This is a genomic window from Nocardia sp. NPDC004278 (genome assembly GCF_053602975.1).
Map to the genome: position 1 here is coordinate 58,248 of NZ_JBSGEQ010000020.1, position 13,396 is coordinate 71,643.

At 66.9% G+C, this 13,396-nt stretch carries 4 protein-coding genes (1 of these 4 running past the window's edge); all 4 read right to left on the minus strand.

From position 1 onward, the window contains the following. On the minus strand, window positions 1-9,597 hold the start of the coding sequence (locus tag ACWEO2_RS27295) for an MFS transporter (protein ID WP_452407916.1). 17,970 nt of this gene lie to the left of the window's left edge; 9,597 of the gene's 27,567 nt are visible here — the first part of the coding sequence; the start codon lies at window positions 9,595-9,597; its stop codon lies off the left edge, out of view. Then, on the minus strand, window positions 9,594-11,225 hold the full coding sequence (locus tag ACWEO2_RS27300; RefSeq protein ID WP_452407917.1) for a hypothetical protein: 1,632 nt from the start codon (window positions 11,223-11,225) through the stop codon (window positions 9,594-9,596). The genes ACWEO2_RS27295 and ACWEO2_RS27300 overlap by 4 nt, the downstream gene beginning before the upstream one ends. A 106-nt stretch (window positions 11,226-11,331) precedes the next feature. Continuing rightward, window positions 11,332-11,751 (minus strand): YbaB/EbfC family nucleoid-associated protein, encoded by a 420-nt coding sequence (locus ACWEO2_RS27305; RefSeq protein WP_452407918.1) that lies wholly within the window; start codon window positions 11,749-11,751, stop codon window positions 11,332-11,334. 22 nt (window positions 11,752-11,773) lie between these two features. Next, window positions 11,774-13,153 (minus strand): hypothetical protein, encoded by a 1,380-nt coding sequence (locus tag ACWEO2_RS27310; protein WP_452407919.1) that lies wholly within the window; start codon window positions 13,151-13,153, stop codon window positions 11,774-11,776. Between the last annotated feature and the right edge of the window lie 243 nt (window positions 13,154-13,396).

The following is a 13,396-nucleotide window of genomic DNA, read 5'->3' on the forward strand; positions in this document are numbered from 1 at the left end:
ACGTGTGGGGCCGGGGGTGCCGCTGGTAGTTCCATCTCCGCTGCCGGCCGCTGCCGGCCCGGGCGGCGGTCCGCTGCGAAGGTCCAGACTCCCGGCTTTCATCGCGGCCTCGGTTCGATTTTCGACACCGAGCTGACGGAAGATATTTGTCAGGTGATTCTTGACCGTCTTTTCGGATATTTGTAAGGATTGCGCTATTTCGCTGTTGCGTTTTCCTTCGGTCAGCAGTTCCAGTATCGATTTCTCGCGTTCGGAAAGCTGGATGGGTGCCGTCTCGGCCGTTGCCTCCGAGCCGCCGGTCGGAGTGACAAGGCCCAAGCTTGTCGCTTTGAGCGCGGCTTCGGTTCGATTGCTCACTTCCAGTTTGTGCAGAATGCTCGAAACGCGATTCTTCACAGTCTTGAACGGTTCGCCCAGGTTCAGCGCGATCTGTTTGACCTCGACGCCCTCGGACAGCAGTTGGAGGGTCGCCAGTTCGCGCGCGGAGAGCTTGTGACGAATGCTGTACGGGTCGAGATCCAACTCGGCAGCCTGCACGGCCGCCTCGGTCCGATTGGTTACACCGAGTTTCTTGTAGATCTTGTTGAGGCGGTTTTTGACGCCTTTCTCCGATAGGTAGAGTGCCTGCGCTATTTCCTTGTTCGTTTTGCCTGCGACGAGGAGGGCGAGTGTCTCGATATCGTGGCTGGACAGATCGCTTGCGTCCGGATCCGGGGCGTCGCCGCCGTTGAGATCGAACAGACTCCTGGCCTTGAGCGCGGCTTCGGTCCGATTGCGGACGTCGAGCTTCCAGAAGATGTGCTCCAGATGCTGGGCGGCGGTCTTCTCTGATATGCCGAGTTGCTCCCCGATCTCCCTGTTCGTCATGCCTTCAGCCAGCAAACGGAGCGTGTCGGCCTCGCGTGGGGTCAGGACGTCGCCACCCGGCCCCTCGATGGGGTAATCCGCAAGAAGGGAATTGATCGCGCCGGTGTCTGTGCTGTTGTCGCCTTCCGACTCGGGTGGGTCCGCGGGTGCGGGGGCGCCCGAGTCCGGGCGGGTATCGGGTTGTCCGGTCAATGGCGCATCTGGTCGTTCGGTGCGCGGATCCGGTGTCGTTGGACGCTCTTGCGGCGCAGGGTTTTCCGGGCCGAACCGGTTGAGTATCCAGGGGGCTTCACCTGGGCGCCGTCGCCTGAACCGGCCGTCGATCGCGCCAGCGGGGTCGTGGAACTGCACCACTGGTCCGGGTGGCGAGTCGCCCATTCCCGGACTGCCCCCACCTCGCCGGGGGTTTGCGGTCGTTGGTTGTTGCGAATCTGGATCCCGCGGCGGTGCCAGCGGTGCCGCGGCACCCCCGGTTTCGAGGACGCCGTGCTCCTGCGCTTCAGGGAAGCGATCGGTCAAGGTATGCGCCGTGTCGAGCAGTCCGGTGGCATCGTCGTCGGCGGCCTCCAATCTCACCGTGACGAATCTTGGACGGTATTTCGACATATTGTCGAGCACGCCCTTGAAGTCCAGGCTGTTGACGTTGTAGCTCACGGTCAGCGCGTCTCCGGATCGGAGCTCGGGATGTTCGTGAGCGTTGTAGATGATTAGGTTCGGATCGCCGTACGATCCGGTGGCACCGACTTCGGGTGCCTGATAAACCAGAGTCGGTGCGGTGAACGGGCCGGTCGGCGAATTGGACACATAGGCCAAGATTTGGGGACTGGCAGGCGTCGTGGTGTCCTGGGTGATCAACAGGTAGCGGCCGCGCCACCGGGTCACGCTGTACTCGTTGGCGACACCGGGCATGACACGGACGGAGTCACTCTCGTTCGTCGACCATCCGACGCCGTCGAAGAACTCCCACTGCTCGCGGAGGTCGTCGCCGGGCACCCGCGCGACGTGCATGTACTTGTCGGCTCCCAAATCCTCGGTGCCGTAGACATAGGTGTGCGTGCCGTCGTAGTCCAACCACGCCGACCACGCGACCCCTGTCGCGGAGGGCATCGGGGTCGTGTCGATCAAGCTGAGGTCATCGACGTCGAATCTGGCGAGTAGGTTGTCCTTGAAGGTCGCGTTCATGACACCACGACCGTTGCGAGCGAACCGGATGAACATGACGGCAACCGTGTTACCCGTGACGTATCCGCCGCCGAGCCAATAGAATTCGCCCTTGTCGGCTTGCATCAACGGTCTCGGCGAAGCAGTCGTCCCGCGATGCACGGTCAAGAGTTCACCGTCGCTCTGAACCACGAACGCGGTATTCACCATGTTGGCGGGCCTACGCCTGGACCCGTCCGGATTCAGTGTCCCCCCGAGGAAGACATCGGAGAACATCCACAGATGTCGGCCGTCCGGCAGTCGCCGCGAGTATGTACCGTCCGCACCCGTCCAGCCGCCGTCGGCATCACCGTAAGACGCGAACAATAGTGTGAGCTCTTCATTGGGAACCGACTCAACGGTCAGGTCCGTGCTCGCCGACATGGGGTGCGAATTCGACTGTGCACCTTGAGGATTCGTACGCGCCTCATCGTTGACCGTTGCTGCCGTGGAGGTGGTGCTCGCATGTGGAACCGATTCGGTCTCAGTGCTGGGGCTCGGCGGGGATTGGGGGGCCACCGAAGCAGCACCCGGGGCAGCACTCGGCTGGACTGCTGCCGGTTCCGACTCCGAACCGCGTGCGGCGGAATCGGGTTCATTGTCTGCTCGCTCCGACGGCTTGCCCGAATCTGGCCCCGGTGGGGTTGGCCCGACACCTGGCACGCCACCCGGCGGTTCGCGGAAGACCAAGGGTCCTTCGACCAACGAATCTCGCTTTGTCCACGGCGACACCACCATTGGAGCGCCGTCGGCGCGGGCCGCGCGGCCCTGTGGGAGGTCGAAGGCAGCGTCAGGGGAACCGGTATACGCCATCGGGGGGAGTTTGTACTCGATCCAAACTTTTTTGCCCGGTTGTCCGAGCGGTGCCAGATCGACGCCGTACGCGATCGCCTCGTCCATGACGAGCCGGAATCCGCGTCCATGCTGGCCTGCGCTGCGGCGACGCATACCCGACGGGTCGGAGCTGTCGGTTTCCGGTATGGCAACGGGACCGGTCTCCCGATCCTCCTCGTCGAATGCGGCCAGGAACCGGTCCTGTTCGGCTTGGTCGACCACCGGTGACGGTGCCACCTCATCGGCTGCGTCGACGTTGCTTTCCGGCCGCATGGTCGGCAGCCCTCGAGAGGTGTCGGCAACCCCGATTCGTGCCCGGTCGTTGTGCTCCTCGACCGTCAATTCGGCCCCGCCCTCGTCCGCGTGTAATGCCGCGTTGCTGAGGAATTCCGATACCGCGACCGCGGCGGCATCGATCTTCTTCGGAGCCAGTCGAGTATGGTGCCGCAGGAATTCGATGACCTGATGTCGCGCCGCCTGTACTTGCGATTCGATCTGCCCGCGGTCGAATGTCAATGTGAAAGCTGGCCTCTGTTGCGGTGCATCGGCTTGTGCGGCGAGCGGGGCGACATCGAACCATCGCGTCCGCTTCCCGTTTGCATCCAGCTGGTAGCCCCAGCGCCGCGACAGGTCGAGCAGTTCGCTGACCTCACCCGACTCGGTCGGCTCTGCCTCCTCCGCATCACGGACCGGCGGTTCCTGACTCCGATCGACCACTGCGATCCGCAGGCCCGTCGCACTGCGTGTCACCGAGACGGTCGCCGCACCCTCCGCGGACCGCAACAGTGTGTCGAGGATTTCTTCGGTCGCCGCGATATCTGTTTCGTCGGTGAGCAATTCGCGAATCGCACTGGAAGCCGCAGCAGCGGGTTCAGTGGCTGCGGCGGGGCCTGCGGTCGGAGTGGACTCGGCGTCGGGCGTGGGGTCTGCGGACTCAGCGACCGGAGCGACGAAGGGTTCGGCTCCCAGGAATCGTGCGGCGGCGTCGACGAACTGCCTGAGCTCCGATGGCGCGTCGGCGCGCATAGCCAGCTGCCGCAGCTCGTGTAGCGGGTCGTCGCTGGGCGCTTGGCGCCACCCGGGGGCCAGTTCCTCCTGCCCCAGGTACCCAGGCAGATCGGCTTCCAACTGGCGTGTGTCGCTGTCCAAGCGCGCCAACTCTTCAGGGGTGGCCCCGTCGCTTATCGCGCGCTGGGCGCGGTACTCGCGGTCCAACGCTCGGCCGAGCCAGCCGGGAAGTTTCCCGGCTTGGACCAGACCCCAGTCATCGTAGTCGAGCAGACGCAACTCCATTTGCAGCTGATCGATGACCTGCAGCAATGAACCCCGCAGCGCCAATCTATTCGGATCCACCCCGAGCACTCGGGCGAGATCCGCACGCGCACGATCGGTTTCGCTGAGCGGTTGTCCGCCGGATTTCCCCGGCTTCGGGCGTCCGGATGTGGGGGGCTCCGGGCTCACCGCGGGTGGATCGGCGGGTGCCGGTGGCGGCTTTGGTTGTCCCTTGCCGGGACGCTTTTTGGGCTTGGGCTGAGCCGTCGATGTCGGTACCAGAGCAGGTGGTTCCGGTGGCGTCTGAGGTGGTTCCGGTGGCGTCTTCGGTTTGCGTTTGGGGTTCTTGGGGTCGTTGGCCGAGGCTTGGGCCATCGGGACCGGGCGTACTGCTACCACCGGTTGTGGCAATGGTCCGGCGAGTGTGGTGGCGGGAGTGCCGCCGCGAGTGGGTTGGATGGTGGGATCGGGGATGTACTGCGTGCTGTCGCGGTTGAGTTGCGGGGCGGCGGTGGGATCGGTTGGAGCGCCAGGGGTTTCGGGGTTGGGTGTGGTGGCGTAGTGGGACGGTGGATTTAGTTCGGTGGGGCGGTCGGCGGGTGTGGCGGGTAGGTGTGGTGCGGGGGTGTTGTTGTAGCGGGGCAGGGGTGGTTCGGAGTCGTGTACAAGGGGTTTTTGCCCGTCGCGGTCGTTTTCGGCGGGTGCGCCGGGGATGGCGGTGTCGGGGATCGGGACCTGTGGTCGGTCGGTGAGGGGTATGGCGGGTCGACGTTCCGGTACGGCCGGGGTGGACGGGCGCGGGACGATCGGGATTGCGTTGGGGGGTGGGCCGTCCGGTGCATCTGGTTGGCCGGGGATCTTGTAGGTGGTGCCTGAGGGTTTGGTGTATTCGTCGGGTGCGTTGTCCGGGAATTCGTCGACTTGTGGTTGGGTGGGGACGTAGCTGGGCATCGGGGGTGTGACGACGGTGCCGATGCGGTCGGGGAATTCTTCTGGCTCGCTGGTGGTCCCGTTGTTGTCGGTGGGCTGCCCGCCGGACATCGCGGGCGGCGGTGTCGGGGAGGAGCCGGAAGCAGTACCGGTATTCGAGGGTCCATGCCCGCTCGGCGGTATCGCGGCAGCGGCCAGTGCTGTCGGTGGGATGGCCTGGGCGGCAAAGTCGTTCTCAGGCACGCCCGGTGTCGCGGCGGGCGGCTGCTGCGGCGAGTTGGCTTGTGCGGCTTGTGGTGTGACCTTCGGTTTGTGTGTGTTGGAGTGTGCCGGTGTTGCGGGGTCGTCGACGACTGGCCCAGCATCGAGAAAGTCGAGGTCGACGATGCTGGCTTCGTAGGGGGCGGTTGGTGTTTCGCCGGGCGCGTGCTCGGCTCCGGCAGCACGTGGGACGAGTGCTTCAGTTGGAAGTTGCGGCTTGCTGCCGGTGATGCCGAGGTCGGTGGTTGTGGCGGTGTGGGTGGTATCAGCCTGTGCGGGGGTGCTCGTCGGGAGCGCCGATCCTGGTGCGGTGTCGGGTCGGCCCTCGTCGGCGAGGATTGTTCCGGTGAGGCTCGGCTGCTCAGTGTCGGGTCGGCTGCTGTGGAATTGGGTGGTGCCGGGGCGGTCGGTCGGTGCCGGGGTTGCCGGTGGGGTGATGGGGTCGGTCGGCGCGGGTGTGTAGGTGCCCTGGGTGAGTTCTTCCAGAGCCGCGTCCCAGGCGCTCCAGCCGTGGCTGGGGTCGGGTGCGTTTCCGGGGGCGGTCGGTGGTTGCGTAGAGCCCGAGAGTGGTTGGGCGCCGCTGTCGTCGGCGGGTAGGCCGAGTTCCTGGAAGATGGTCCGGGCGATCTCTTCGATCTCGGCAATGGTGTCTTCATGCGGCCGCGGTGCGTGCCCGTCGCGAGTAGTGCGTTGGTTGGCCGAATCGGTTTCCGCCGGGAGCAGGAGTCCATCGAGCCAGCTGTCGTCGAGTTCGGTGGCGGTTGCCGCGAGGGGGCGGACCTGCGTGCTCGTGGTGCGGGTGGGGCGGGTGGCCGTAGCCAGGCCGCCGCCCGTCAGCAACGTCTCGGCGAGGTTGCGGCCACGCAGTTCGGTGCCGGTGCGTGCGGGCATGGTTATGGCACCGCCGCTCCCGGAGGCGCTGGCGAAGGTGATGGCCAGGTCGCGTCCGGTTGTTCGGGCCGACGGTGTGGTGATCTTCGTGCGGGCCGGTGGTGTCGCTGATCGGCTTGGCTGTGGCTTCGGCTGCGGGGTTGGTACCGGTATCGGCGCTGGTTTCGGCTTTGGCTGCGGCTGTGGTGGTTTGGGTGGTGGCGGGGCTTGTTTGCGTTTGCGTTTGTTGGGCGGATCTGCCGAGGCCGATGCCATCGGGACCGGGCGTGCGGCTACCACTGGTTGGGGCAATGGTCCGGTGAGTGTGGTGGCGGGAGTGCCGCCGCGGGTGGGTTGGATGGTGGGGTCGGGGATGTATTGGGTGTTGTCGCGGTTGAGTTGTGGTGCTCCGGTGGGGTCGGTTGGGGCGCCTGGGGTTTCGGGGTTGGGTGTGGTGGCGTAGTGGGAGGGTGGGTTTAGTTCGGTGGGGTGGTCGGCGGGTGTGGCGGGTAGGTGTGGTGCGGGGGTGTTGTTGTGGCGGGGTAGGGGTGGTTCGGAGTCGTGTACGCGGGGCTTTTGCCCATCGTCTTCGGGGGGTGCGCCGGGGATGGCGGTGTCGGGGATCGGTACCTGTGGTCGGTCGGTGAGGGGTATGGCGGGTCCGGTCTCAGGCAGAGCCGGGGTGGTCGGGTGCGGGATGATCGGGATTGCGTTGGGGGGTGGGCCGTCTGGTAGGTCAGGTTGGCCGGGGATCTTGTAGGTGGTGCCTGAGGGTTTGGTGTATTCGTCGGGTGCGTTGTCCGGGAATTCGTCGACTTGTGGTTGGGTGGGGACGTAGCTGGGCATCGGGGGTGTGACGACGGTGCCGATGCGGTCGGGGAATTCTTCTGGCTCGCTGGGGGTTTGGTCGTTGCCGCTGGGTTGTGCACCCGACATCGCGGGCAGGGATGCTGAGTGTTCCGCGACGGCATCGGGATTCGACGGTCCATGCCCGGACAGTGCCGCCGCGCCGGCCAGCACTGTGGGTGGGATCGCCTGGGCTGCAAGGGTGTTTGCGGGTGTGCCGGGAGTCGGTGTTGCAGCGTGCGGCTGCTGTGGTGAGTCGGCGTGCGCGCCTTGCGGGTTGGCTTGGTGGGGCGGTGTGTTGGCCTGTGGTTGGGGTGCGTTGGTTTGTGGTGTGGCGTGTGGCTGAGGTGCGTTGGCTTGCCCGGCCTGTTGGTTGGCGTGGGGTGCGCTGGTCACAGGTGTGGGAGCGGGTGCAGCCGCTGCGCCGCCGGAACCAGGCGTTGCCCCCGCCTGTGCGGTCGGGCTCTTCGCCTCCGTCGGCGTGCGCGACGGAGGCGAGCCGGACTCGCTGCCCAGCCTCGGTTCGACCGGTGCGGTGCCTGCGGCGTGCGGCGTTGCCGTGGGGGAGTTGCCGGCCGGTGTGACCGGGTCGTTGGGACCCAACTCGTAGTCGAAGAAATCGAGGTCGAGCAGGATGGCCTCGTCCGGGCCGGGCGGTAGTTGGCCGGGCCCCTTCCCGGTCGCGGGCGGTTGCGAACCCGGTCCGCCACCGGTCGGTGAATCCCCGTGCGAGACAGGTGGTCCCGCCGTGACAGCCGGCCCACTGCCCCCTCCGGTGCCGCCGAGATCTTTGACGGAAGCGACGTAGGGGGTGTTCTCGGCATGGGTGTCGGCACTCATCGTCAGCACCGATCCCGGTGTGGCGCTGGGCTGGCCCTCGGCGGCGAGGACGGTTCCGGCCAGGCTCATCTGCGGAGAGTCGGGTCGGCCGCTGTGAAATTGGGCGGTGCCGGGAAGGCCGGTCGACGACGAGCTTCCCGGTGCGGCCATGGGATCGGCCGGCGCGTCTCCGAAACTGCCCGCAGTGAGTGCTTGCAGGGCATCATCCCAGGAGCTCCAGCCGTGGCCGGCCTCAGGGGTGGATCTGGGGGATGTCGGCGATGCGGGTGGGGCCGGCGGCGTGCCCGATGGCGGTTGGTCGGTATCCGAAGGCGGCGGGGTGCCGCCCTCATCGAGTTCGCGGAAGGCCCTCTTGTATGACTCGCCGATCTCGTTGATCTCGTCGACGGTCTCTTTGCGTGGCCGAGTTGTGGAACCGTCATTGGTTTCTCGGACCGGCAGGCCGTCACGCGAGCCGTCGTCCCGGGATCGGCCGGTCTCGGGGATGGTTTCCTCGCCTGGCCGGGGTGTTTCGGCGCTGCTGTGTGGTCCGGCCGAGTCGGGCGTTGATCCGCCTGGCAGTCCGTCGTGCCCGCTGTTGTCCCGGGATCGGCCGGTCTGGGGGATGGTTTCCTCGCGTGGCCGGGGTGTTTCGGCGCTGCTGTGTGGCCTGGCCGAGTCGGGCGTTGATCGGACCGAGAGTCCGTCGCGCCCGCTTTCGGAGCCGGACCGGCCGATCTCAGGAGGTCGAACAGGGTTTATCGCTCGGGCGGCACGCATCGCCGCGCTCATACCGGCGATGACACCGCTGGCGGCACCCATCATCACCATCTCGGCAAGGTTTCGGCCGGCGAGTTTGGTGTTGGTGAGCGCGGACATGATCACCGCAGCGGCGGCCCCACCCGCGGCTCCGCCGGTGGCGCTGGCGAGCACGACCGCCACGGTGCGTCCGGTTGTGCGTCCCAGTTGTGTAGCGGCGTTGGCCCCGGCGCGGCTGAGCGCGGGCAGGACCGCGCGAGTTGCCAGAGAGCCTGCCAAACCACCCCCGCCGCCGGCGGCCGCCGCCACCCAGACCTGGCCCCAATCCATGCTGGTGCGGCGTCCGGGTTTGCCGTGGCCCTGGAGGATTTGGGCGTATTGCGCACCGGCGACGACGCCGCCCATGGAGACCGCGCCCATGATGGTCGCGCGAATGGCGAGCGCCATATGGGGGAATCGCTCCATGAACGCGGCGGCGCGCTGGAATAGGAAGGTGAGGGTGTCGCGACGGGCGGCGGTGGCGGCAACGTCGGCGGCGATGCGGTCGCTGGCGGCCTTCATCGGTGCGGCGGTGTCGATGAGCAGGTTGGCGAGTAGGACCGCCGCGATGCCGATGACGATGTACTGCTCGAGTTCGATCGCGTTGGCCGAGTCGTAGAGCATGGTGGCCATGCCGTTGGCGTATTCGCGTTGATTACGCGTGTTCGCGATCTGGGTCTTCAGCTCTCCTTGGATCGCCTCGCCCGCTTCGCCCTGGATTGCCGCGGGCACGTCGCGAGCGAGTCGTTCGAGGTCTCGCAGCGTAATGGTGAGACGTTCGGCCGAGCGTGCCCAGGCGTCGGCCGCGGCGCGCATGGCGTCGGGATTCCCGACCGGAAAATGGCCGATTACCCAGCGGGTCAGCCAGTCCGGGAAATGGGGCGGGATCGTAATACTCACCGGGGCGTCGACCGCTCTCTGGCGCCCTCCACCAACAATCGATACAGCACCCGCGCCGGACCGCACGCGTCATCGCCACGCAACTCCACCTCGGCGAATGCCGCGACCAACGCCGCACGCGGCTGGAATCGGCCATCGACAATGCTGTTGCCGCCCAACTGGTCTCGCCACCGCCGGTAGCCGCCGACGATGCGGGTCAGGGTGCCCGGTGCGTCCCACGGGCCGTTGATACGCCGATATTCGGTGATCAGGGCACGCTGCGCCAGCCGTCGGACGGGCTGCCCCGCCTGCGCCTCCATGATCCGGCCGAGGTCGCCGACGATCGTCGAATACATCGGTCGCTCCTCAGATCCGGCTAGCGAGTTCCCGGATTGTATTGCTGCATAGACCTTTTCGCTGAACTGGGCCGGATTCGTGACGAGGGTGCGATCGAGCAGGATCCACGACCGGGTGCTCGCCGATTCCGATCCGTCATAGCCTCGATCCCGGGTTACTTGGGAGATCGGGTCGCCGAGTTCGGTGATCTCGATCCCGTCGAGGTCGATGAACGGATATTTGCCGAGAATGTCGTCGATGGCCGCGGCCAGCTGGGCGACCATCTCCTGTCCGATACCCGAGGTGTCGAAGCCGACGAGCCGCAGTTCGTGTCGATCGGCGAGCTCCCGGGCCGCCGCCAGGGCCGCCGCATCGGTCGGTACCTGGATCTGGTCCGCCGCGGTCGATCCGCGCTTCTTCTTGCGGGACTTGCCGTCTCGCTTCGGCTCGGTGGGCTGCACCGGGCTCACGCCGGTCGGCGGGGGCGCGAAGACCTGTCCCGGTGGGCGAGCGCCGGTAGGGGCACCCGACCAGGGGGTGCCCGACTGTATCGAAGGGACAGCCGTCCCCGGCGTTCGCGACCACGGTGTGCCCGTGGGCTTCTCGGCGACCGCGGGATCACCGGCCCGGGGTGGCGCTGCGGCGGGCGATGTCGTGCCCGGCGCGGCCGGGATCGAATCATCCGCGACCGGCGGTGACGCGGCATTTTCGTTGCCAGCGGCCGAGGTTTCCGCAGCGGGCTGGGGCGCGGCGTCCGGTTCGATCGACGGTGTGCTCGAATCCGGGTACCAGGGCTGCTGGTAGCCAGGTGTGGGTCCGCCGACCGGGTTGTCGCCGGTGAAGTCCGGTTGCTGGGTAGGCGAGGTGCCGCTGTCCGGCAGCTTTCGCGGTGTGTTGGCGTTATCGGGATTCGATCCGAAACCGGTTGTGGGTGAACTGGTTCGGGGCGTACCGGCACTGGGCCACACCGGATCCGTCCCGGAGGACACCGGTTGATTCGAGCCGGCGGTGCGGATCCGTTGACCGCCGTCCTGGTCCTGGTTGTGCAGAGCGTCGTTGACCTCGCCGACGGCCTTGCTCAGTCCGCGAATATTGCCGACCAGGTTCTGGTACCCTTCGAGCCCCTTCTTCGCCTGTGGCTCATAGGTTTCGCCGATCTTCCGTCCCGGCTCGTCGTCACCCCAGGGTTTGCCCTCGCGGGCCAGGGTGTCCTTCAGCTCGGCCAGATCTCGGTGCGCGGATTCGGCGACGGCGGTGAGCTCGGCGATCAGCGCATGGAGGCGATTCGGATCGATATGCAACGACTGGCCCATGCCCGGTAACCCTTCAACCCTCACCAGTGAAACCGAGAAGGCGATTGCCTGGCGAAAAATCCTACTGCGACCCCACCCCTCTCCCCGTCATTGGGAATAGATGGGGCTATCCATCGCGACTCTCCGCTTCGCGCCGCTCGCGCAGGCTCGGTGCGCCGGACACCAGATCGGACAGGTCGGGCATCGCGTCGGCGGCGGCGACGACCGGGGCCAGGATCTGTCGGGTCTGCTCCCGCACGCGGCGGGCCGCCGCGCGCCCGGCCTCGGTGACCGACCGGCCCAGCTGTGCGGGAGTACTGCGCTGGGCATCCGCAGTGAACCGCACGTCGATGAGCACACCGGCACTGTCGACGGTCACCTCCACCAGTCCGTCCGCCGAGGTCGCGGTGCTCCGTGCCGCGTCGAGCTGGCGCTGAACGTCGGCTCGGCGCTCGCGTTGCTCGGCGAGTGCGTCGAGAATCTGCTCGACCTGGTTGCGTATCCCGAAGTTGGCCGAGCGCAGCCCTTCTCGTTCCCAGCGGTCCATGACTACCTTCCCTCGATCCGGCTCAGCCGTAGCGTTCGGCGTATCGCCGTTCGAAGTCGGCGATGTAGACCGGTGGATCGATGGATGACGACGATTGCTCCAGCAGACCGTCGTCGCCGAGATAGAAGATCGCCCGATCGGTCGCGACCATCCCGGCGGGCACCGGCACATGCACCATCCAGCCGACGCTGAATCGTTCGGCGACCAACTGCTCGAGCGGATATCCCGTGGTGTCCAGTACGCGCCCGGTGATGTAATCCCGTACCCGGGAGATGGCCTCCGCGGCGTGCATCGGCTCCGGCCTCGGCGGCGCCAATCCGGCCAGCGAGTACTGATAGAGCGCACCGTCGATATCGAAACGGCCGTCCTCGCCGAATACATCCACCAACTCCCGGCGCGTGACCCGACCGACCTCGGCCGCGGCCAGTAGTGCGGCAATGGCCTCCCGCGCAGCCGAATTCGGCCCGAGCAGATCGGCCACGATACCCAGCACCGATTCCCTGGTCCACACTCCGGGTACCGCTACGGCGCAGTCCTCCGCCGACGGCGACGATCCGCGATACCAGCGCCCGGCCTCCCACCAGTAGCAGAATGACAGCAGACCCGATGCCGCGCGCGGGTCGAGAACCGGATCGGCGACCCAATCCGGTGCGCCAGCATAGAGATTCGGCATCGGCTCGCCGCCGTTGTAGACCGCGTCCAGGGTGGGGGCATTCCACACCCCGCCCGAGAGCACCGCCCGCCCGGCCGGGAGCGCACGCAGCGTAGACCCGTCCAACGCCGCGCCCTCGAACACTCCCGTCCACGGCTCCATGCGCGGACCGAGCTCCGACCGGGCTGCGACGAACGCCGCGGCGATCGTCGCCCAGCGCGACCACATCTGCGGGAACGGAGGAAATTCGTACTCCGCCAGTGTCGCCCACACCTCGCGGGATCGATCGCCACGTGCCTGGGCGGCGGCCTGTTGCGGACTGCGCCGTTGCCGGTCGCCGTGGCCGATGTAGGCGCCCAACCACACCGGTATCTTGGCGCGCGGATACGCCTCGAGATCGGCGCGATACGCCTCCGGACCGAACAGCTGCCCGGGTGGGAACGGCTGCTCGCCGTAGTCGTAGTCGATATCGATCGCGCCGGAATCGGCCAGTACCACCAGCATTCGCCACCATGGTCCGCCATTGGATCGGGCCGCGAGCTCCCGCATTTCCCGGACCAGGGCGAGGACCGGCTCCGGTGGCGATATCGGAATCAGCTGCTCGCCGACGGAATACGCAAGCTGTCCGACCTCGCCCGCCACCGTGACCGCGAATACCGCGTCCGCCCGCTGCCAGCCCTTCGGCCCGAGCGTAGCCAGTGCATCGGCGAGTCGCTGCTCGGCGGATGGTTCGCTCGGTTCGTCCGCCAAGCGGTCCTCCTCATTCGCGCGCTTGATACGTCATTCCGGGTCCTCATTTTCGAGCCTTCCCAGAGGTGGGACTATCGTTAGGAATTCCGAGGTCGATGTGCATCCCGGCGGTGGTCTCGGGTGATCGCCGGGCGCTGGGGCGGGTGACCGTATCCCGCGAGACCGATCGACCTATCAACCGGTGGCCAGCGGGGGCGGGCGTACCCGTTGGGTCGCCCGACGTCAGGTGGCAATCGCGCGACC

Coding starts and splice junctions, on each gene's coding strand:
- ACWEO2_RS27300 (WP_452407917.1), bottom strand. CDS start 11,225: ATGGGCCAGTCGTTGCATATCGATCCGAATCGCCTCCATGCGCTGATC.
- ACWEO2_RS27305 (WP_452407918.1), bottom strand. CDS start 11,751: ATGGACCGCTGGGAACGAGAAGGGCTGCGCTCGGCCAACTTCGGGATA.